We start from the raw sequence: 20,544 nt of genomic DNA on the forward strand, positions 1-20,544 counted from the left end.
TGGGGGCTCCTGCCATCGCCCCCGTCGTTCGTGCAACGCCGCTCGCTGCTGACCCTGTCCCTGCTGCCTGCCGCCCGGTGCGCCATCGCCCAGCCGGCCGAGGCCGTGCGGCTGCCCCGCCACATCAGCATGCCCGACCCGCAGCTGCCCTATGTGGAGAGGCTCGTCGCGCTGGCCCTCGCCCGCGCGGGCAGCCACCGCAGGGTGCAGCTGGTTGAGCTGGAGATGGCCCAGGGCCGCAGCTTCGTGGAGCTGGGCAGCGGGCGCAGCCCCTTCGACCTGATGTGGACGGTGACCGACCGCCAGCGCGAAACCGCGGGGCCCATCCCGGTGCGCATCCCCATCGACCGCGGCCTGATGGGCTGGCGGCTGCTGCTGGTGCGCGCCAGCGACCTGGCGCGCTGGCGCGACATCGGCACGCTGGACGCGCTGCGCGGCCTGACGGCGGGCCAGGGCCACGACTGGCCCGACACGGCCATCCTGCGCGCCAACGGCCTGCAAGTGGCCACCACGAGCGGCTACGACGCGCTGTTCCGCATGCTGGCCGCCGGCCGCTTCGACTACTTCCCGCGCTCCATCCTCGAGATCGACGCCGAGCTGACCGGCAACCGCCACCCGCAGCTGGCGCTCGTGCCGCAGCTGATGCTGCACTACCCGGCGGCGGCCTATCTGTTCGTGAACCCGCGCCGCCCCGAGCTGGCCGACGAGCTGCGCCGCGGCCTGGATGCCGCCGTCGCCGACGGCAGCTTCCAACAGCTGCACCACGCCCAGTTCGGCGCGCTGGTGCGCGCCCACCCCATCGCCCGGGAGCATGTCCTCAGGCTCGCCAATCCGCTGCTGCCGGTCGAGACACCGCTGCAGCGGCGCGAGCTCTGGCTACAGCCGGGCGAAGGCTGAGGCCAGCGGCGGCAGCTGGGTCCGCCCACCGACGAGGCGTTGGTCGTGGCGGTAGTCCTCGTGCACCTCGACCCGCCAGTCGCGCCTGAACGCGCGGGCCAGCGCACGCGCCAGTTCGTCGAAGCGCCAGCCCGTCTCGGCATTGCTGTCGAGGTGGTGGACGCCCGGCTGCGGCCGCTCCAGCAGGGCGAGCAGGGCCGCCGCCGTGTCGGCCATGAAGGAGCAGGCCGGCGTCCACGCCCGGCTGGCCGCCACGCGGCCCTCGCGCCGCTGCCAGTCGTCCAGGGCCATCAGCATGTTGTTGCCGGGCTGGGTCGGGTCGATCTGCCAGCCGATGCGAGCGATGGCGGCGGTGGTGCTGGCCGCGGCGATGGCGTCCTCGCAGCCGATCTTGTAGCGGCCGTAGTCGTCCCTAGCGCTGCGCGCGTCGGCCACGTCGTGCGGCCCGTCGGGTTCATGGCTGAAGACCATCGCAGTGCTGGTGAACACAAAGCGCTCGCAGCGCGCCGCCAGCCAGCCGGCGAAGCGGGCCGAGCCCATGCCCAGGTGGGCGATGGCGTCGAGCTGCTGCATGTGCAGCCAGGCCGCGGCGGCCGCCTCGTCCTCCGGGTCCACGGCGCTGCGGTCCCAGCCGACGACCTCGTGGCCGGCCGCCCGCGCGGCCTCGGCCAGGCGCGGCGCCAGCGTGCCGTTCAGGCCCGTGATGAGCAGCTTCATGCCAGTGGCCAGACCGTCAGCACGCTGCGCACCCAGTCGCCGCTGCCCTGCTTCAGCACCGCCACACCCTGGCCGGCCGCGACCGGGTCCAGCCGTGCGCCGAGCACGACCTGGCCATCCCCCGACGCAACGTCGACCGAAGCAGGGCTGACGATGACCCTCAGCACCAGCGCACCCCGCGCGCCGGCCCAGTGCTGTTCGCCACCGCCGTCGAGCCAGACGCGGCCGCGCCGGTGGTCGAGGCCGATGCGCGTGAACTCGCCCGCCGGCCCGCAGTGCAGGTCTAGCGTCGACCCGTCAGCCTCGCCGGGGTCGAGCTCCCAGCGCAGTTCCAGGCACTCGCCGGCCTCGGTGATGAGCCCGGCGCCGACGAGGTGGCGCGGCGCCCCGCGGCTCGCGCTCATGAGATCACCCAGCCCCAGGCCGGCAGCGTCCTGCCCGCAAACACCTGCGGCACCTTGGACAGGTTGACGGCGACGCGCACAACATCCGCGCCCTGGCGGCGCTCGAAGGCGACGACATCGGCCGGCGCGTCCAGCAGCCTCACCGGCGCGCCATACTGGCCGGCGGCCAGGGCCTTGTGCCGGTGCTTGAGCGCGATGAGCTGCACGTAGAAGCCGCTCAGCTCGTAGTTCTTCCACGCGATCGCGTCCTTCTCGAAGAACGCCAGCCGCTGCGTCAGCCGCGACTCCTGGCCGTTGTAGATCAGCGGCATGCCGGGCAGCGTGAACGTCAGCACCGCGAGCGCCTGGTAGGCATCGCCGTAGAGCTCGGCATCGGTGCCATGCCAGGAGTTGAAATCGTGGTTGCTGGTGAAGCGCATGCGGTAGGCGCTGGCCGGGTAGCCGGCCGGCTGCCGGGCCAGCCAGGCCTTCAGCAGCGGCGCCCCCGCCTCGCCCTTGCCGATCTTCTTGAAGACCTGGTCGGCCAGGTCCCAGGAATAGGTCATGTCGAAGGCGCCGCTGGTGTGCAGTTCGACGGCGTCGGACTCGGCCAGCATGAACAGCGGCTTCGCGGCGTCGAGTTCGCGCCGTGCCCGCACCCAGAAGTCGACCGGCACGAGGCTGGCCACATCGCAGCGGAAGCCGTCGATGTCCGCCTCGCGCACCCAGAACTTCATCGCGTCGATCATCGCGGCACGCAGGCCCTCGCTGCGGTAGTCCAGCGCGACCACGTCGTCCCAATGCTCCTCGCCGGGCTGGCCCGCGTTGAAGGTCACTGGGTAGATCTCGCCCCTGGCGTCGAGCCTGTACCAATCCTTGTGAGCCGTGGCCCAGGGGTGGTCCCAGGCGGTGTGGTTGGCCACCCAGTCGAGGATGACCTTGAATCCCAGCTCATGCGCCGCCGCGACCAGGGCCTTGGCATGGGCCAGCGTGCCGAACTCCGGGTTGACGGCGGTGTAGTCGCTGATCGAGTAGTAGCTGCCCAGCCCGCCCTTGCGCTTGAGCCTGCCGATGGGCTGCCAGGGCATCAGCCAGAGGATGTCGACGCCCAGGCTCCTGAGCCGCCGCAGATCGGCCTGCACGGCAGCCAGCGTGCCGGCCTGCGAATACTGGCGCACATTGACCTGGTAGATGACGGCCTGGCGGGTCCAGGGCAGATGGGGCATGTCGGCAGGCGGGGCGCTCATGGCGGGCAGGGCAAGGGTGGCGGCGGCGCCCAGGACGGCACGGCGTTGGAGTTGAGGCAGGCTCATGACGGGAGCTGTGGAAGTGGAAGCCGCGCCATCGCGGCGATGGACAGGTGCGTGCGTCAGCTGGCGCCGCGCCGGCAGGCGAAGAAGCCGTTGAGGGTCAGGCGACCATGGCGGGCGCCATCACTGAGCAATTCGGGATGGGCGATGTGGCCGGAGTGGAATTGGCCGCCGTCGTAGAAAACCAACCGGTTCCAGGCTGCCGGCACATGGCCGGTCTGCTCGAAGTGATCGTTGCTCGCCGTCATATAGCCGGGGCCGACGCCATAGCGGGCACTGAACTCGGCGACACCCAGGGCCTGCGCGTCGCCCAGCATGCGCTCAAGCTGCACCGCGGTGCAACGTGGGCGGTAGAAGGCGGTGCCGCCCAATCGCACATCGCGGAAGAGATAGAGCACGGAGGCCGCGCACAGCGCCGGGTCTATGGCCACCCGGTCGCGATGACACTGCCACTGCCCCGGCTGCAGTGCAGCAGGCGCCAACGTCACGAGGCTGAACCGGGCATACATGCCCACCGTGCGCCGGGCACCCAGGCGGCGTCGGATGTGATGCGTGAAAAAGCCGTCCAGGCTCTGCTCCAGCGTGGGCACGCAATCCATCAGCCGGCCCGGATAGGCATTGGCCTCGGCAGGCTCGAAGCGATGCCTGTCGGCCCAGGCGACCAGGCCCTCGGGGTCGATCAGCGCGTCGTCAACGACATAGCAAAACTGGCCCGGCCCGACCTCGACCTCGTCGATGCGCGGCGTCGCGTTGAAAAAACGTCCGGCATGGCCGACCGGATACGACAGCGGCAGGCTCATCTCGTCCCCGGGCGGCCGCGAGACGGCAGCACTCAGTTGCAGTCGTCGAGCACGCTCTTGGACTGCCCGGACTGCTGCGCCTTGCAGCGGGCGGAGTTGCGCGCCTGGTCGCGCAAGGCCTCCTGTTTCTCGCGGGCCTGCGCCTGTTCGCGAGCGAGCTTGAACTTGGCAGCGTTGTCCAGGTCAGCCTGCAGATTGGGCGCCTTCGCCGGGCGCTCGATCGTGGTCACACGGTCGGAACCCACGTCGATCTTGGTCCAGAAGCTGGCCTTGGCGCCGCTGGGCCACACGGCCGTGACCTCAGGCGTGGTGATCTGCGCTGCCTTGCCATCGCCGGCGTAGGTGCGCGTGACCGGAGCAGTGCCGATGGCCTGGCCACCTTCAAAGAGCTGTGCACCTTCGGGGTTGGTCTCGTAGGTAAGCATGCCCTGGTTGCCGGGCGTTGCACATCCGGCCAGCAAAACGGCCAGCGTGAGGCCCGCGACAGCGAAAAAATACCTGCTCATTTCAAACTCCCTATTTGCAGTGACTTCACATCTTCACCGAAGAACAATTCTCGGCAACGAACTTTGCATGCGACGGCATGACTTCGACGCAGGCGGTGATGACCTGCTCGACCTCTTCCAGATAGCTCTGGATCTCTGCCTCAGGCAGCAGGTCGACCAGCGGGTGATAGGACTTGGGCCGGATGCGCTGGCCATGCAGGACCTGCAGCCAGCTGATCTTGGTGAAGAGCTCGTTGCCCTCGCGGTAGACGCGACCGTGCGACTCGAACAGGCGCATGCGCTGTGCGAGCGACTCCGGAACGTCCATCGTGCGGCAGTAGTTCCAGAACGGGGAATCCGTGCGTTCCGTGGCCTTGTAGTGCAGGATGATGAAGTCGCGCACCCACTCGTACTCCTGATCCATGATCCGGTTGTACTCCGCGCGGTCGGCCTCGTCGAAGCCGGCTGACGGGAAGTAGGTCAGCAGATGACCGATGCCCATCTGGATCAGATGGATGCTGGTCGACTCCAACGGCTCCAGGAAACCGCTGGACAGGCCGATGGACACGACGTTCTTGTTCCAGGTCTTGCTGCGCTTGCCGGTCAGGAACTTGATTGGCCGGGGGCTCGCGAGCGGCTCGCCGTCCAGATTGCTCAACAGCACCGACGCTGCCTCGTCGTCGCTGATGTACTTGCTGCAGTAGACGTGGCCGTTGCCGACGCGGTGCTGCAACGGGATGCGCCATTGCCAGCCGGACTGGCGCGCCGTCGCACGGGTGTAGGGCGTGATCTCGGCCGAGGCCGAAACGCAGGGCACGGCCAGCGCGCGATCGCAGGGTAGCCAATGCGACCAGTCCACATACCCTGTCTTCAACGCACCCTCGATGAGCAGCGCGCGAAAGCCCGAGCAGTCGACGAAGAGATCGCCTTCGATCCATTGGCCGCTTTGCAGCTGCAACGCTTCGACATGGCCGTCACCCTCGCGACAACGCACTTCGACGATCTTGCCCTCCAAGCGCTCGACGCCTCGCGCCTCGCTGAATTCGCGCAGGAACTTGGCGTACAGGGACGCGTCGAAATGGAAGGCATGCGCGATCTGCGACAGCGGCGAGTTGGGCATGTCCGGCTGCGCGCGCACGAACTTGTTCTGCAGGCAGGCCGCCGTATTGATCGAGTAGTGCACCAGCTCCTTGGCCTTGCCGGCCATGTACTGCTTGAGCCAGTACTGATGGAAATCCACCGTCCAGTTGTCCTGGCCGATGACTCCGAAGCCATGGATGTAGCGATCACCCAGCTTGCCCCAGTTCACGAACTCGATGCCAAGCTTGAAGGAGGCCTGCGTCCTGCGCATGAACTCGTCCTCGTCGAGTTCGAGCATGCGGTTGAACACCTGGACCATCGGGATGGTCGCCTCGCCGACACCCACCGTACCGATCTCGTCGGATTCGACCAGCCTGATCGGATATTGACCCTTGAGTACCTTAGCCAGGGCGGCCGCCGTCATCCAGCCAGCCGTGCCGCCGCCGACGATGACGATCTGCTTGACTTTGTTCGCTTCCATGTGGGTGCCTCACTTCGGTCGCGCCGCTCGAAGTATTTCGCAAAACCGGCGCAAGAAAAGACAAAGCCCCCAGGCTGACAGCGACTGGGGGCTTGCCCTGGCGGGCTTTTACTGGAGCTTGTAGCTCAGCTTCATGATGAAGGTGTGGCCGGTCTTGTTCTCCGAATCCACCGTGCCATCGGCCTTCAGCTGGCGATAGACCGGGTCGTTGAGGTTGTTGCCCTCGAGCCGGAACGACAGGCCCTTGAACGTGCCCGCCTGGATCTCGTAGCCCACCTGTGCCGACACCCAGCTGGAGCCCTGGATGCGACGCAGCGTCGGATAACCACCGGTGGCGTCGTTGGCCACGCTGCCGACATAGGTCGAACGATAGTTGTCGGCCACGAAGGCGCTGAAGCCCCACTTCTCGAAGTACAGCGTCAGCTTGGCGTTCTCCTTGGAGAGGCCCGGCAGCGCCATGCTGCCCACCAACGGCACCTGCATCGAGGGATTCAGGCCCAGCAGGTCGGGCATCTTGACCGTGCTGCCGGTGTTGGAATAGCTGGCATAGGCACCAAAACCATCCAACCAGCTGGTCACCATGTTGAACGGCATCGACGCAGACAGCTCGAAGCCATGCACGTTGCCACCGCTGCCGTTGACCGTCTGCGTGAAGATGCCGACATTGCCCTTCGGGTTGGCAGCCAGGCCCAACGACTGGGCAACAGCCGTGAAATCGTAAGCCAGGTTGGTCTGCGGAACGATGTAGCTGTCGAGCTTCTTGTAGAAGACCGCGGCACTGACATAGGCCTTCTTGCCGAAGTACTTCTCGTAGGACAGGTCCAGAGCCCAAGCCTTGTAAGGCTTGAGGTGCGGGTTGCCCGCGGAGCCCAGGTAAACGCCAAGCAGCGGGCTGTTGACGGTGGTGATGGGCGCCACGGCAAGCGAGTTGCGCAGGTCGGTCAGCGTGGGCCGCGCGGTCTGTTCGGCAAGGCCGAAGCGCACGACATTGCCGCTGCCGAGGTCACCGTTGAGGTTCAACGAGGGCAGCACGTCGGTGAACTTGGTGCCATCGGTCGTCAGCGTGACGGCCGGGTTGGTCAGCGTCACGCCCGAGCCCACGGCGGCGCGATAGCCACCCGAGGACTGGTCGGTGTTGACAATCTGCAGGCCGGCATTGCCGCGCACCGGGATACCACCCCAGGTCGTGTCGATGGTGGCCTTCACATAACCCGTCGTGATCTTCTCGGCGATGGTCCAGGTCTTGGACAGGATGTCATCGTTGTACTTGCGAACCAGCACGGCGCCCTGCCACAGGTCGGCCTTGGGGTCGAAGGTCAGCATGTTGATGCCGGTACCGCCGACGTTGCTCGCCACATAGGCGTCGCTCGGGAACGAGAACGGGTCGAAGCCGTTGTTGGTCGCCGACTGCAGCACACCCTCGTCGGTGATGCGATCCTTGGTGCGCTTGGTGTAGTTCAGGCCGGCCTGGATGCTGCTGAACAGCGAACCGTCGAGATCCTTGGTCACGTCGAAGCGGATGGCGCTGACCTTGTCGGTCACCGTCGGGCCCTTGTCGTAGCCGGCCTGGGCCAGGTTCTTGCCCGCCACATTGGGGTCAGCCACACCGCTCCAGCCCTGCTGGTCGCGCACGAAGATCTTGGTGCGGTCGGTGTAGGCCGTGGGATTGCCGAGCTTGAACTGGACGGTGCCGCTGCCGGTCGTGTCGAAGCTCAGCGTGTCGGCCGTCGAGATGCTGGAATAGGCCTCGATGTCGCGTTCGATGCGCTTGGCCGAGTTCTGGCTCAGGTCGAGGCTGGTGGTCCAGCCGTCCGACAGCTTGAGCGTGTTCTTCCAGCCCACCGACTTGATCTTGTCGTTGTCAAAGATGCTCTCGGCGCGGTCGATGATGCAATTGGCGCTGCCGCTGATGCCGCAGTTGGCCGCCAACTGCCAGGTGCCCTTGGTGGCCACACCGTTGACGACGGTCGCATTGGTGATCGGGCCGCCCATGGAACCCTGGATGCGGGCCTCCTTGGCCTGCGAGTCGATCTTCGAATAGAAAAGATCCAGCTGGCTGGTGAACTCCTTGTTGGGCTGGAACTTCACGATCGCGGCCGCACCGGTGCGCTCGTCGGTCACACGACGGTTCTTGTAGTCCAGACCATTGCCGAAGGGCGCGGGGACCTGCACGTTGCCCAGCGAAGCGCCATTCGCGTCGGTCGCGGCGACCGTCGCACCACCCCAGCCACCGGTGCCGAGCTCATTGGTCGTGCCGTCGGCCTTCACGAAGCCCAGCGCGATGCCGAGCTTGCGGTCGGCGAACTGGTCGATGTAGGCCACGCTCTTGCGATGGCCGCTACCGGTCACAGGCAGGCTCAGACCCGTCTTGATCTTCTCGACGCTGGCGGCGATCACGCGATGGCCGAAGGCCAGCGGATCGATGAGCTTGTTGTCGATGGTGCCCGCCAGACCCGCGCCCACCAGCGCAGCGTCTCCCGTCTTGTAGACGGTGGCGCTGGCGATCAACTCGGCCGGATAGACGCTCAGGTCCACCGCACGGCTGTCGCCCGTGCTGGTCTGCTCGCGACCGTTCAGCAGATAACCCGTGAAGTCCTCGGAGAGGCCACGGATGGCGATGTTAGAGGCTTGGCCATCCTTGGTCCGCTGCGACGTCACGCCCGGCAGACGAGCCAGCGCCTCGGCGATGGTGGTATCCGGCAGCTTACCCACGTCCTCGGCCGAGATGGCCTCGACGATGGAATCGTTGTTGCGCTTGACCGAGATCGCGTCCTCGATGCCCTTGCGAATACCCGTGACGGTGACCGTCTCGAGTTGCTGGGGCTGTTGCTGCGGTTGCTGCTGCGCAATCGCGCCGCTAGCGGCGATCAGCAGCGTGCAGCCGACGGCAACCGGACTGATGCGGAAGGACGGGGCGGCGCCCGAGCCGCGCTTGTCTGTGCTCATGAATGTCTCCTCTGGTTCATTGGAAAACGGCTTGGCCCGGGAGGCGCCGCCGGTGCTGCCGGCCTGCGTCTGGAGGGCGAGAACCCAACGTCTCGACCACGTTTGTATCAAAACTAGATTTTTTTCAGCATCTGCGTAAACCCTAGACGTTGCGCAGAAACGACCTGATTTCGAGTCAATACCAAGGGAAAACCAGCATGGAATTGGCGCAGGCACACCAAGCCAAGCCTGCGGAGTCGTTGAATAGACAGAAACTTGTAGCGCAACTACATCGCCATTTTCAGGTTCGCGACAGCTATGGTCGTGAACAAGTTGGCAGCCCAGGACGACCGGCGCCACACGCCAACGCGTGCAGCGCGATCATTTCTGACTCGATGAAGAGGGGGAGGCGCCGCCGGCCGGTGGCACCAAAGGAAAGAAGGCTACGGACGCTCGGGCGGCGCCCGCCGGGCCTCAGGCGTCGGCCTGCTCCAGGGCCTGGGCCGCACCGGCCAGGGCGGCCAGCGTGTCGGTGATGAGGGCGGTTGGGATGCCCGCCAGGAAGGGCTGGAAACGGCCCTTGGCCTCGAAGCGACTGCGGAACTCCGAGCGGAAGAAGCGCTCACCCAGGCGCGGCACGATGCCGCCGCCGATGAAGACGCCGCCACGGGCGCCCAGCGTCAGTGCCACATTGCCGGCAAAGCCGCCGAGCATCGCGCAGAAGACGTCCAGCGTGCGGGCGCAGGCCAGCGACTCGCCGGCAAGGCCACGGGCCACGATCTGCTCGGTCGGCAGCGCGCCGACGTTTTCGCCCTCGCCCAGCACGGCGGCCACCGAGCGGCACAGCACCGGCAGGCCGATGCCCGACAGGAAGCGCTCGGCCGACACATGGGGGAACTCGCGCCGCGCCTGGCCCAGCACGGCACTCTCGAAATCGTCGGCCGGCGCCAGCGTGGCGTGGCCGCCCTCGCCCGGCAGCGCGATCCAGCGCCCCGGCGCCCGCACGACACCACCCACGCCCAGGCCCGTGCCCGGGCCGATGACGGCCATCACGGTGCCGTTGGCCGCATCCATCGCTGGCGGTGGTGCTGCCCCCCAGGCGCGCAGTTGATGCCCACCCAGGCGCGGCAGCGACAGGGCCTGGGCCTCGAAATCGTTCAGGCACAGTAGCGTCTGCAGCCCGAGCTCGACTTGGGTGGCGGCGCGCGAGAAGCTCCACGCGCCGTTGGTCAGCTCGATGCGGTCGCCGTCCAGCGCGGTCGCCAGCGCAAAGGCGGCGCTGCGCGGCGCGGCACTGCCCGGCGCCTGGCCAGCCAGGTAGGCGCGCACGGCCGCCGCGGGGCCGGCATGCGCGGCCACGGGCAGCACGCGCACATCCTCGACCGCCGCGCCCGGCCCGGCCACGGTGCCGAAGCGGGCATTGGTGCCACCGATGTCCGCCACCAGCCAAGGGTAGGCGGCGGTCATGCCAGGGCTCCCGAAAAGGGATGGGACGGGACGGGCGTATTCAGGCTTGGAGTTTCGGCAGGCACAGATCGAACAGGGTGAAATATCGGTCGTGGCGGACGGTAGCAAAACTACATCATTCCGACAATACACATTCACCCCAGCCATTCAACTTCGCCGAAGAAAGCGTTTTCAACATCAAAAAAGAGCGCTTCTCCTGGGAAAACTCGATTGCTGCACCGCTGTAGTGAAGCTACAACCACTTTCCGGCACCATCGCCGCAGCGCGCCCCACGACGGTGCTGTGCTGGCGGCCCCGGGCCTGCTGAATAATCCGCCGATCTTTTTCCAGCCAGTTTCTTGGCGCCAGCGCCCATGCCCCGTTTCGACAGCCCCCGCCTGCTCGCCGATATTGGCGGCACCTATGCCCGTTTTGCGCTCGAAACCGGCCCCGGCGAATTCACGCAGATGGCCTCGCTGCGCTGCGCCGACCATGCCGACTTCCACGCCGCGGTGCGCGCCTATCTGCAGGGCCTGAGCTGGCCGGACGGCGGCCCGCAGCAGATCGCCCATGCGGCCATCGCCATCGCCAACCCGGTCGAGGGCGACCGGGTGCGGATGACCAACTACCACTGGCAGTTCTCCATCGACGAGATGCGCCAGCGCCTGGGCCTGGACACCCTGGTCGTCGTCAACGACTTCACCGCGCTGGCCATGGCCCTGCCCCGGCTGGCCGAGGTGGACGTGCGCCAGGTCGGCGGCGGCCAGGCGCGCCGGCCCAGCGTCATCGGCCTGCTGGGCGCGGGCACGGGCCTGGGCGTGTCCGGCCTCATCCCGGCCGGCGAGGGCTGGATCGCGCTCGGCACCGAGGGCGGCCATGTCAATTTCGGCCCACGCGACGAGCGCGAGATGGACATCCTGCAGTTCGCCTGGAAGACGCTGGACCACGTTTCCTACGAACGCCTGATCTCCGGCCCCGGCCTGGAGCTGATCTACCGCGCGCTGGCGGATCGCAACGGCCGGGCCGACGCCCAGCCGCTGCTGGCACCCGCCATCACCCAGCGCGCGCTGGAGGACGGCGACGCGCTGTGCCTGGAGACGCTGGAGGTCTTCTGCGGCCTGCTCGGCACGGCGGCGGCCAACCTGGCCGTGACGCTCGGCTCGCTGGGCGGCATCTACATCGGCGGCGGCATCGTGCCGCGCCTGGGCGAGTATTTCGACCGCAGCCCCTTCCGCGCCCGCTTCGAGGACAAGGGGCGCTTCCACGATTACGTCGCGGCCATCCCCACCTTCGTCATCACCGCCGAGCACGCCACCTTCAAGGGTGCGTCGGCCATCCTCGAGAACCAGCTGCGCAACCTGCAGGCCTCGCCCGGCTCGGCCATCCTGGGCCAGATCCGCCGCGCGCGCAGCGAGCTATCGCCCGCCGAGCTGCGCGTGGCCGACCTCGTGCTGGCCCAGCCGCGCTCGGTGCTGAACGACCCCATCGCCGAGATCGCCCGTGCGGCCGGCGTCAGCCAGCCCACGGTCATCCGCTTCTGCCGCTCGCTGGGCTGCGAGGGCCTCTCGGACTTCAAGCTGCGCCTGGCCTCGGGCCTGACCGGCACCGTGCCCGTCACCCATACCCAGGTCAACACCAACGACTCCATGCTGGAGCTGGGCGCCAAGGTGCTGGGCAACACGGCCAGTGCCATCCTGCAGCTGCGCAGCCATCTGAACCGCGACACCATCGACCGCGCCATCGACATGCTGCTGGCCGCCGGCCGCATCGAGTTCTTCGCGCTCGGCCACTACGGCGTCGTCGCGCAGGACGCGCAGTTCAAGTTCCTGCGCTTCGGCATGCCCTGCGGCGCCTACACCGACCCGCGCCTGCAACTGCTCGCGGCCGACGTGCTGCGCGAGGGCGACGTGGCCGTCGTCGTCAGCAGCGGCGGGCGACTGCCGGAGTTGCTGAGCGTCGTCGAGAAGGCCCAGGAACGCGGCGCCAAGGTGGTCGCCATCACGGCCAGCCAGAGCCCGCTGGCCAAGAAGGCCGATGCGGCGCTGATCGTCGACCACGTCGAGGACATCGCCACCCATCTGCCCATGGTCAGCCGCGTGCTGCACCTGCTGGTCATCGACATCCTGGCCGTGGGCGTGGCCATGCGCCGCAACCCGGAGAGCATCGCCGCGCTGGCCGCCGGCGCCGAGGACGACGAGGCCGCCAAACCCACGCGCACCACGGCGCCCGGCGTCAGCACGGCCTCGCCGCTGGCGCGCCTGACCTCGCACAGCCGCTGAGACGACCCCTTGCAGAAAGCTCGCGCCCACGGCTTGGGCTAGGCTGACGCCATGAACCCGATTTCCCGCCTTGCCACCCGCTTCGCCACGCGCCGCACGGCACTGGCCCTGCTGGCCGCCATGCTGGCCCTCCCCGCCACCTGGGCCGCCGCGGCCGTGCCGGTGCAGGGCTTCAAGGTCGTGCACAGCTACCCGCACGACCCGCAGGCCTTCACGCAGGGCCTGTTCTTCCACGACGGCTTCCTGTACGAGGGCACCGGCCTGCGCGGGCGCTCCACCATCCGCAAGGTCGAGATCGAGACCGGCCGCGTCGTGCAGGCCGTGGAACTGCCGCCGGAGTTCTTCGGCGAAGGCATCTCGCAGTGGGGCGACCGCCTGATCGGCATCACCTGGCAGGAGCAGACCGCCTTCGTGCTGGACCTGAAAAGCTTCAAGCTCTGGCGCAAGTTCAGCTACCCCGGCGAGGGCTGGGGCCTGACGCACAACGACCGCGAGCTGGTCATGAGCGACGGCTCGCCCGAGCTGCGCTTCCTCGACCCGCTGACCTTCAAGGAACTGCGCCGCGTGCGCGTGACGGCCGACGGCCAGCCGGTGCACGAGCTCAACGAGCTGGAGTGGGTCGAGGGCGAGATCTTCGCCAACGTCTGGCAGACCGACCGCATTGCCCGCATCGACCCCAAGACCGGCCGCGTGACGGCCTGGATCGACCTCGCCGGCATCCTGCCCGACGACCAGCGCCTGAACGCCGACGCCGTGCTCAACGGCATTGCCTACGACCCGAAGAAGAAGCGCCTCTTCGTCACCGGCAAGCTCTGGCCGAGGCTGTTCGAGATCCAGCTGACCAAGCCGCGCTGAGCGCCCTCTCAGGTCCCGAAGTCGAACACGATCTCCCAGCCGCCCGCCGGCTTGCGCCGCCAGGTCGACTGGAAGCGGCCGATCTGCTGCCCCTCGGGGTCGTGCACCGGTCCCGTGGTGCGTGCCAGATCGCCACTGGGCAGCACAAGGGCCAGGTCAGGCACCCAGCTGAACGGCGGCCTGGCCACCGTGAGGTAGCCATTCCAGGCCTTCATGACGGCGTCCGGACCGTGCAAGGGCTCCTTGCCCATCCAGATCGTGTCCGCCGCAAGGAAGCTGCGGAAAGCCGCGATGTCCCGGGCCGCGAATGCTGCGGCGAAGGCAGTCTCGGTGGCCGTTACCTCGGCCACGCGCATGGCGATCTCGTCGGCGGACGGCCAACCAGGCCCGCCGACAGCAGGAGCAGCAGCAGGCAACGCGGCAGCGGCCAGCAAGGCGCGGCGGGTGGGCATCGGCGGTCTCCTTGTGTGCAAGCCCGCCAGCATGCCTCGCGCCACGCCCCGTGTCTCAAGTCATCAGAAGGCCGCGATGCCCGTCTGCGCACGGCCCAGGATCAGCGCATGGATGTCGTGCGTGCCCTCGTAGGTGTTCACCACCTCGAGGTTGACGAGGTGGCGGGCGATGCCAAACTCGTCGGAGATGCCGTTGCCGCCGAGCATGTCGCGCGCCATGCGGGCGATGTCCAGGCTCTTGCCGCAGCTGTTGCGCTTCATGATGGACGTGATCTCGACGGCCGCCGTGCCTTCGTCCTTCATGCGGCCCAGGCGCAGGCAGCCCTGCAGGCCCAGCGTGATCTCGGTCTGCATGTCGGCCAGCTTCTTCTGCACCAGCTGGTTGGCGGCCAGCGGCTTGCCGAACTGCTTGCGGTCCAGCGTGTACTGACGTGCCGTGTGCCAGCAGTCCTCGGCCGCGCCGAGCGCGCCCCAGGCGATGCCGTAGCGGGCGCTGTTCAGGCAAGTGAACGGACCCTTCAGGCCGCGCACTTCGGGGAAGGCGTTCTCCTCGGGGCAGAACACCGCGTCCATGACGATCTCGCCGGTGATGGACGCGCGCAGGCCCACCTTGCCGTGGATGGCCGGCGCGCTCAGGCCCTTCCAGCCCTTTTCCAGCACGAAGCCGCGGATCTGGCCGCCGTCGTCCTTGGCCCAGACGACGAAGACGTCGGCGATGGGGCTGTTGGTGATCCACATCTTGCTGCCCGTCAGCTCGTAGCCGCCATCGACCTTGCGGGCGCGCGTGACCATGGAGCCGGGGTCGGAGCCGTGGTTGGGCTCGGTCAGACCGAAGCAGCCGATGAATTCGCCCGTGGCCAGCTTGGGCAGGTATTTGCGCTTGGTCGCCTCGTTGCCGAACTCGTTGATCGGCACCATGACGAGGGAGGACTGCACGCTCATCATCGAGCGGTAGCCCGAGTCCACCCGCTCCACCTCGCGGGCGATCAGGCCGTAGGACACGTAGTTCAGGCCGGCGCCACCGTACTCGGTCGGGATGGTGGGGCCGAGCAGCCCCAGTTCGCCCATCTCGCGGAAGATGCCGGCGTCCGTCTGCTCCTTGCGGAAGGCCTCCAGCACGCGCGGGCGCAGGCGGTCGTTGCAATAGGCCGCCGCGGCGTCGCGCACCATGCGCTCGTCATCGGAGAGCTGCTCGTTCAGCAGCAGCGGGTCGTCCCAGTGAAAGCTTGCCTTGTCGGCCATCGTGAGTCTCCTGAATGCATGGCGCCCGGCAGGAAGGCCGGGCGCGGATGGTCGAAGTATTGCGCCGAGGCCCGATTCGTGTCCAATTCAAGAAACGACTTCGACAATTCGCAATGCCTATCGAAACCGCCACCTCGGCCGCCCGTTCGATGGAGTTCCGCCATCTGCGCTACTTCCTCGCGCTGGCCGAGGAGCTGCACTACGGCCGCGCGGCCCAGCGCCTGGCCATCTCGCAGCCGCCGCTGTCGGTCGCCATCCAGCAGCTGGAGGCCGGCGTCGGTGCGCGCCTGTTCGACCGCGACAGCAAGGGCGTGCGGCTGACGCCCGCGGGCGCCGCCTTCCGCACCAGCGCCCAGGCCCTGCTGGAGCGCGCCGAGGACGCCTGCGCACAGGCCCGCGAGGTGCAGGCCGGCGAGGTGGGGCGCCTCCGCCTGGGCTTTGTCGGCTCGACGCTGTACAGCGGCCTGTCGGGCTGGCTGCAGGCCTTCCAGGCCAGCCACCCCAAGGTCGAGGTCGTCGTCATCGAGCTGAACTCGCAGGACCAGATCGACGCGCTGCTCCAGGAGGAGCTGGACCTCGGCCTCGTCCACACCGACCGCCTGCCGCCTGCGCTGGCGGCCCGGCCGCTCTACAGCGAACCCTTCCTCGCCTGCCTGCCGGCCAGCCACCCGCTGGCGGCGCTGGCCGAGATTGCGCTCGCGGCGCTGAGCGACCAGCCCTTCATCCTGTTCTCCCGCAAGGGCTCGCCCGACTACCACGCCCGCATCGTCGAGATCTGCCGCCGACACGGCTTCTTCAACCCGCGGCTGCAGCACGAGGGCCGGCACTGGCTGTCCGTCGTGTCGCTGGTGTCCCAGGGCCTGGGCGTCAGCATCGTGCCGGCGGCCTTCCAGCGCGCGGGTGTGCAGGGGGCGGTGTTCAGGCCCCTGGCCGAGGCGATCGAGGGGTCGGCCGTGTTCGCGGCCTGGCGCAAGGACTCGGCGGGGGTGCTGAGGGAGAAGTTCCTGGCCGCGATGCCCGGGCCAACCGCTGACAGGCCGCCGGGCCTTGCCAATATGTAGTTTCCACATCGCGCCGACGATCTCCCGGCTCCTGCTGCGTGCTTGAATGGCGCTCCCGCGGGCAGGCCGTCCGGAGCAGCACTGAAGAGCCCGCCGCATCCAGGGGCCACTCGGAGACAGAACCATGACCTCATTTCGGCAGCTCGCCAGCCGCCTGCTGATCACCGCCCTCGCGGCAACCGGCCTGGCGAACACCGCCCGGGGCGACATCACCATCGGCCAGACCGCCGGCTTCACCGGCACCGTCGCGGCCAGCGTGAAGGAGGCGACCCAGGGCGCCAGGATGTACTTCGACGCGGTGAACGCGGGCGGCGGCATCAACGGCCAGAAGATCACGCTGGTGTCGCTGGACGACAAGTTCGACGCCAAGCTCGCCGCGGCCAATGCGAAGACGCTGATCGACCAGGGCGTGATCTCGCTCTTCCTGTTGCGCGGCACGCCGCTGACTCAGGCCGTCATGCCGCTGCTGACCGAATACAAGGTCCCGCTGGTGGCGCCGTCCACCGGCGCGATGCTGCTGCACAAGCCGGTGCACCCCTGGCTGTTCAACGTGCGCGCCACCTACCAGCGCGAGGCGGAGCGGGCCATCGAGCACCTGAGCCTGATCGGCGTGGATCGCATCGCCATCGTGCAGGTGGACGACAGCTTCGGCGACGACGCCGTGCAGGGCGCGCATGCCGGCCTCGCCAAGGTCAACAAGACGGCCGTGGCCCACGAAAAGTACGACCGCGCCAGGCCCGATTTCGGCCCCATCGTGCCCAGGCTGCTGGCTCAACAGCCGCAGGCGGTGCTGTTCATCGGCTCGGGCACGGCCATCGTGCAGGGCATGAAGGCCGTGCGGGCCGCGGGCTCGAAGGCGCAGCTGGTGACCCTGTCGAACAATGCCACGGCCGGCTTCGTGAAGGACCTGGGCGACATCGCCTACGGCGTCATCGTCAGCCAGGTCTTCCCCTACGAGCGCTCGATCGCCAAGCCCATCATCAAGGAGGCGCTCGAAGCGGCCCGCAAGGCCGGCGCCGAGCTGACGCCGACGGTCGTGGAGGGCTATGTGTCGGCCAAGGTGCTGGTGGAGGGCCTGAAGCGGGCCGGCCCCAAGCCCACGCGCGACGGCCTGCGCAAGGCGCTCGAGGGCATGAGCCACTACGACGTCGGCGGCATCGAACTGGGCTACGGCCCAACCGACCACACCGGCCTGGAATACGTGGACCTGTCCATCGTCGACCAGGCCGGCAAGTTCCGGCGCTGAATCCGCCGTGCAGTTCCTTGGGAGTCCGGCGCGGCGTGAGTTGACAGGCAGTTGGAATTAACCGACACCACGAGGGTCCTGGCAAAGCTATGGTGCCGCCCGCCATGCCTTCCAACCCTTCCCCACGCCTGTGGGACATCTCGCCCGTCGTGGCTCCCGACGCGCCCATCTTCCCGGGCGACGAGCCCTACAGCCTACGCTGGACGGCGCGGCTCGCGCCCGGCTGCCCGGTCAACCTGAGCGCCGTCACGATGTCCCCCCACGTCGGCGCGCATGCCGACGCGCCGCTGCACTATGCCAACGGCGCACCGGCGATTGCCGACGTGCCGCTGGACACCTATCTCGGCCGCTGCCGCGTGATCCACGCCATCGGCGCCGCGCCGCTGATCACCGTCGAGCACCTTCAGCATGCCGGGCACGACCTGCCCCCGCGCGTGCTGGTGCGCTGCTGCGAACGCGCAGACACGGTCTGGAACCCCGCCTTCACGGCCTACGCGCCCGAGGCCGTCGACTGGCTGGCCGCGCACGGCGTGAAGCTGATCGGCATCGACACGCCGAGCGTGGACCCGGCGGATTCGAAAGTGCTGGACAGCCACCAGCAGTTGCGCCGCCACGACCTGCGCGTGCTGGAGAACCTCGTGCTCGACGACGTGCCCGAGGGTGACTATGAATTGATCGCCCTGCCACTCAAACTCCAAGGCGCCTGCGCTTCTCCCGTGCGCGCCGTTCTGAGGGAATTGAAATGAATCTCGACGATGCAAACCGGCTCGACGCCGCCGACCCGCTGCGCAGCCTGCGCGAGCTGTTCACGCTGCCCGAGGGCGTGACCTATCTGGACGGCAATTCGCTGGGGGCCTTGCCCAAGGCGACGCCGCCCCGCATCGCCAAGGCGGTGGAAGTGGAATGGGGCCAGGGCCTCATCAAGAGCTGGAACACGGCCGGCTGGATCGACCTGCCGCAGCGCCTGGGCGACCGGCTGGCGCCCTGGCTGGGCGCGCGCCCGGGCGAGGTGCTGGTGGCGGACTCGACCTCGGTCAACCTCTACAAGGTGCTGCACGCCGCGCTGCAGCTGCAGCAGGGCCAGCGCCGCGTGGTGGTGAGCGAGCGCAGCAACTTCCCGACCGACAACTACATCGCGCAGAGCGTGGTGCGGGCCCACGGCGGCGAGCTGATCCTGGTGGAGACGCCGGAGGACATCCCGCCGCTGCTCGACGAACGCTGCGCCGTGCTGATGCTGACGCATGTGAACTACCGCAGCGGCCGCATGCACGACATGGCGCTGCTGACGCGCTGGGCCCACCAGGCCGGCGCATTGGCCGTCTGGGACCTGGCGCACAGCGCTGGCGCCGTGCCCATCGACCTGCTGGGCGCGGCGGCGGACTTCGCCATCGGCTGCGGCTACAAATACCTGAACGGCGGCCCCGGCGCGCCGTCCTTCGTGTGGATGCACCCGCGCCACGCGGGCCAGGTCTGGCAGCCGCTGACGGGCTGGCTGGGACACGCCAACCCCTTCGATTTCGACAGCGAATACCAGCCCGCGCCGGGCATCCAGCAGTACCAGTGCGGCACGCCGGCCGTGCTGGCCATGACGGGACTGGAAACGGCGCTGGACGTGTTCGACGCGGCGCAGAAGCTCGGCGGCATCAAGGCGCTGCGCAACAAGTCGCTGGCGCTGACCGAGGCCTTCATCGGCGCGGTGGAGGAGCGCGTGCCGGGCGCCGTCATCGCGACGCCGCGCGACGCGGCCATGCGCGGCTCGCAGGTGTCCTTCGGCCTGCCACGCGGCACCGACGGCTATGCGGTGATGCAGGCACTGATCGCGCGCGGCGTCATCGGCGACTTCCGCGCCGGCGACCCCGAGCTGCTGCGCTTCGGCTTCGCGCCGCTCTACAACGGCTTTGCCGACGTGGTGCGCGCGGCGGACGCGATCGCCGACATCGTCACCACGAAGTCCTGGGATGCGCCCGAATTCACCAGCCGCTCAAAAGTGACTTGACCCATGACAACCATTGAACATCACGGCGCCCAGCTCGATTTCTCCAAGGACATGAGCTACGGCGACTACCTGCAGCTCGACGCCATCCTGAACGCGCAGAAGCCGCTGTCGCCCGACCACAACGAGATGCTCTTCATCGTGCAGCACCAGACCTCGGAGCTGTGGATGAAGCTGATGCTGCACGAGCTGCATGCGGCGGTGGTCAACGTGGCGGCCGACCGGCTGCCCGAAGCCTTCAAGATGCTGGCCCGGGTGTCGCGCATCATGGAGCAGCTCGTGCACGCCTGGGACGTGCTGGCCACGATGACGCCGCCCGAATACAGCGCCATCCGCCCCTACCTGGCCAGGAGCAGCGGCTTCCAGAGCGCGCAGTACCGGCGCATCGAGTTCATGCTGGGCAACAAGAACGCCGCCATGCTCAAGCCCCACGAGCACCGGCCCGACCTGCTGGCCCAGGTGCAGGCCGCCTTCGAAGCGCCGTCGCTCTACGACGAGGTGCTGAAGCTGATGGCCCGCCGCGGCATCGCCGTGCCGGCCGCGCGGCTGCAGCGCGACTGGACCGAACCCTATGGCGCCGACGAGGGCGTGAAGCAGGCCTGGCTGACCGTCTACCGCGCGCCGCAGGAGCACTGGGACCTCTACCAGATGGGCGAGGAACTTGTGGACCTGGAGGACGCCTTCCGGCTCTGGCGCTTCCGCCACGTCACGACGGTGGAGCGCGTCATCGGCTTCAAGCGCGGCACGGGCGGCACCGGCGGCGTCAGCTATCTGCGCAAGATGCTGGACGTTGTGCTGTTCCCCGAGCTGTGGGCGCTGCGCACCGAACTGTAGGGAGCGGTTGTTTGCGCTGTCGATGACCTGGGTCAAGGCGGCGCCGATCGGTTGGGCC

18 protein-coding genes are annotated in these 20,544 nt (G+C 68.2%); 8 read left to right on the plus strand and 10 right to left on the minus strand.

Annotation, left to right across the window (positions count from 1 at the left end; all coding sequences use genetic code 11):
• Positions 1–30 precede the first annotated feature (30 nt).
• On the plus strand, positions 31–897 hold the full coding sequence (locus tag EV671_RS09365) for a hypothetical protein (protein WP_132571041.1): 867 nt from the start codon (positions 31–33) through the stop codon (positions 895–897).
• On the opposite strand, the gene EV671_RS09370 is transcribed toward EV671_RS09365, so the two are convergent.
• From EV671_RS09370 to glk, 8 genes are all read right to left on the minus strand, one after another.
• Positions 877–1,614, minus strand: coding sequence for a sugar nucleotide-binding protein (locus EV671_RS09370; protein WP_132571042.1), 738 nt, complete (start codon positions 1,612–1,614; stop codon positions 877–879). The two genes, EV671_RS09365 and EV671_RS09370, sit on opposite strands and share 21 nt — an antisense overlap.
• The gene (locus EV671_RS09375) at positions 1,611–2,018 is read right to left on the minus strand and encodes a glycoside hydrolase family 32 protein (RefSeq protein ID WP_132571043.1); all 408 of its coding nucleotides are present in this window, start codon (positions 2,016–2,018) and stop codon (positions 1,611–1,613) included. The genes EV671_RS09370 and EV671_RS09375 overlap by 4 nt, the downstream gene beginning before the upstream one ends.
• Positions 2,015–3,310: an alpha-amylase family glycosyl hydrolase gene (locus EV671_RS09380; RefSeq protein WP_132571044.1), complete on the minus strand. Its 1,296-nt coding sequence runs from the start codon at positions 3,308–3,310 to the stop codon at positions 2,015–2,017. Before EV671_RS09380 ends, EV671_RS09375 begins: the two co-directional genes overlap by 4 nt.
• Positions 3,311–3,366: 56 nt before the next feature.
• Positions 3,367–4,107, minus strand: coding sequence for a DUF6445 family protein (locus EV671_RS09385; RefSeq protein WP_132571045.1), 741 nt, complete (start codon positions 4,105–4,107; stop codon positions 3,367–3,369).
• Between the two features lie 32 nt (positions 4,108–4,139).
• Positions 4,140–4,613: a hypothetical protein gene (locus EV671_RS09390; RefSeq protein WP_132571046.1), complete on the minus strand. Its 474-nt coding sequence runs from the start codon at positions 4,611–4,613 to the stop codon at positions 4,140–4,142.
• Positions 4,614–4,638: 25 nt separating this feature from the next.
• On the minus strand, positions 4,639–6,153 hold the full coding sequence (locus EV671_RS09395; RefSeq protein WP_132571047.1) for a tryptophan halogenase family protein: 1,515 nt from the start codon (positions 6,151–6,153) through the stop codon (positions 4,639–4,641).
• A gap of 108 nt (positions 6,154–6,261) precedes the next feature.
• Entirely contained in the window at positions 6,262–9,099 is a 2,838-nt protein-coding gene (locus tag EV671_RS09400) for a TonB-dependent receptor (RefSeq protein ID WP_132571048.1), read from the minus strand.
• Between the two features lie 453 nt (positions 9,100–9,552).
• Complete coding sequence (gene glk, locus EV671_RS09405; RefSeq protein ID WP_132571049.1) at positions 9,553–10,545, minus strand: glucokinase; 993 nt, start codon at positions 10,543–10,545, stop codon at positions 9,553–9,555.
• A 353-nt stretch (positions 10,546–10,898) separates the two neighbouring features.
• On the opposite strand from glk, the gene EV671_RS09410 reads away from it, so the two are divergent.
• Positions 10,899–12,803 (plus strand): glucokinase, encoded by a 1,905-nt coding sequence (locus tag EV671_RS09410; protein ID WP_132571050.1) that lies wholly within the window; start codon positions 10,899–10,901, stop codon positions 12,801–12,803.
• A 51-nt stretch (positions 12,804–12,854) separates the two neighbouring features.
• Positions 12,855–13,658 (plus strand): glutaminyl-peptide cyclotransferase, encoded by an 804-nt coding sequence (locus EV671_RS09415; RefSeq protein ID WP_132571051.1) that lies wholly within the window; start codon positions 12,855–12,857, stop codon positions 13,656–13,658.
• Between the two features lie 8 nt (positions 13,659–13,666).
• Here EV671_RS09415 and EV671_RS09420 read toward each other — a convergent pair whose 3' ends face one another.
• Positions 13,667–14,110 (minus strand): DUF4440 domain-containing protein, encoded by a 444-nt coding sequence (locus EV671_RS09420; RefSeq protein ID WP_165917517.1) that lies wholly within the window; start codon positions 14,108–14,110, stop codon positions 13,667–13,669.
• Positions 14,111–14,173: 63 nt separating this feature from the next.
• Positions 14,174–15,352: an acyl-CoA dehydrogenase gene (locus tag EV671_RS09425; RefSeq protein ID WP_132571053.1), complete on the minus strand. Its 1,179-nt coding sequence runs from the start codon at positions 15,350–15,352 to the stop codon at positions 14,174–14,176.
• Positions 15,353–15,501: 149 nt separating this feature from the next.
• On the opposite strand from EV671_RS09425, the gene EV671_RS09430 reads away from it, so the two are divergent.
• From EV671_RS09430 to kynA, 5 genes are all read left to right on the plus strand, one after another.
• Positions 15,502–16,413 (plus strand): LysR family transcriptional regulator, encoded by a 912-nt coding sequence (locus EV671_RS09430; protein WP_132571077.1) that lies wholly within the window; start codon positions 15,502–15,504, stop codon positions 16,411–16,413.
• Positions 16,414–16,537: 124 nt separating this feature from the next.
• The gene (locus EV671_RS09435) at positions 16,538–17,659 is read left to right on the plus strand and encodes an ABC transporter substrate-binding protein (RefSeq protein WP_132571054.1); all 1,122 of its coding nucleotides are present in this window, start codon (positions 16,538–16,540) and stop codon (positions 17,657–17,659) included.
• Positions 17,660–17,763: 104 nt separating this feature from the next.
• Positions 17,764–18,405 carry an arylformamidase gene (gene kynB / locus EV671_RS09440; protein ID WP_132571055.1) on the plus strand — a complete coding sequence of 214 codons (642 nt, stop codon included), beginning with the start codon at positions 17,764–17,766 and terminating at the stop codon, positions 18,403–18,405.
• Positions 18,402–19,655, plus strand: coding sequence for a kynureninase (kynU, locus tag EV671_RS09445; protein WP_132571056.1), 1,254 nt, complete (start codon positions 18,402–18,404; stop codon positions 19,653–19,655). Before kynB ends, kynU begins: the two co-directional genes overlap by 4 nt.
• 3 nt (positions 19,656–19,658) lie before the next feature.
• Entirely contained in the window at positions 19,659–20,486 is an 828-nt protein-coding gene (gene kynA / locus EV671_RS09450; protein WP_132571057.1) for a tryptophan 2,3-dioxygenase, read from the plus strand.
• The last annotated feature ends 58 nt before the right edge of the window (positions 20,487–20,544 follow it).

Origin of the sequence: Roseateles saccharophilus, from assembly GCF_004342485.1 — a bacterium.
In the GTDB taxonomy this organism is placed as follows: Bacteria; Pseudomonadota; Gammaproteobacteria; order Burkholderiales; family Burkholderiaceae_C; genus Pelomonas; species Pelomonas saccharophila.

Excerpts from the sequence above, each read along its gene's own strand:
- EV671_RS09380 (WP_132571044.1), bottom strand. The coding sequence starts at position 3,310 with ATGAGCCTGCCTCAACTCCAACGCCGTGCCGTCCTGGGCGCCGCCGCC.
- kynA (WP_132571057.1), top strand. The coding sequence starts at position 19,659 with ATGACAACCATTGAACATCACGGCGCCCAGCTCGATTTCTCCAAGGAC.
- EV671_RS09375 (WP_132571043.1), bottom strand. The coding sequence starts at position 2,018 with ATGAGCGCGAGCCGCGGGGCGCCGCGCCACCTCGTCGGCGCCGGGCTC.
- EV671_RS09410 (WP_132571050.1), top strand. The coding sequence starts at position 10,899 with ATGCCCCGTTTCGACAGCCCCCGCCTGCTCGCCGATATTGGCGGCACC.
- EV671_RS09420 (WP_165917517.1), bottom strand. The coding sequence starts at position 14,110 with ATGCCCACCCGCCGCGCCTTGCTGGCCGCTGCCGCGTTGCCTGCTGCT.
- EV671_RS09370 (WP_132571042.1), bottom strand. The coding sequence starts at position 1,614 with ATGAAGCTGCTCATCACGGGCCTGAACGGCACGCTGGCGCCGCGCCTG.
- EV671_RS09430 (WP_132571077.1), top strand. The coding sequence starts at position 15,502 with ATGGAGTTCCGCCATCTGCGCTACTTCCTCGCGCTGGCCGAGGAGCTG.
- EV671_RS09415 (WP_132571051.1), top strand. The coding sequence starts at position 12,855 with ATGAACCCGATTTCCCGCCTTGCCACCCGCTTCGCCACGCGCCGCACG.
- EV671_RS09390 (WP_132571046.1), bottom strand. The coding sequence starts at position 4,613 with ATGAGCAGGTATTTTTTCGCTGTCGCGGGCCTCACGCTGGCCGTTTTG.
- kynU (WP_132571056.1), top strand. The coding sequence starts at position 18,402 with ATGAATCTCGACGATGCAAACCGGCTCGACGCCGCCGACCCGCTGCGC.
- kynB (WP_132571055.1), top strand. The coding sequence starts at position 17,764 with ATGCCTTCCAACCCTTCCCCACGCCTGTGGGACATCTCGCCCGTCGTG.
- glk (WP_132571049.1), bottom strand. The coding sequence starts at position 10,545 with ATGACCGCCGCCTACCCTTGGCTGGTGGCGGACATCGGTGGCACCAAT.
- EV671_RS09385 (WP_132571045.1), bottom strand. The coding sequence starts at position 4,107 with ATGAGCCTGCCGCTGTCGTATCCGGTCGGCCATGCCGGACGTTTTTTC.
- EV671_RS09435 (WP_132571054.1), top strand. The coding sequence starts at position 16,538 with ATGACCTCATTTCGGCAGCTCGCCAGCCGCCTGCTGATCACCGCCCTC.
- EV671_RS09425 (WP_132571053.1), bottom strand. The coding sequence starts at position 15,352 with ATGGCCGACAAGGCAAGCTTTCACTGGGACGACCCGCTGCTGCTGAAC.
- EV671_RS09395 (WP_132571047.1), bottom strand. The coding sequence starts at position 6,153 with ATGGAAGCGAACAAAGTCAAGCAGATCGTCATCGTCGGCGGCGGCACG.
- EV671_RS09400 (WP_132571048.1), bottom strand. The coding sequence starts at position 9,099 with ATGAGCACAGACAAGCGCGGCTCGGGCGCCGCCCCGTCCTTCCGCATC.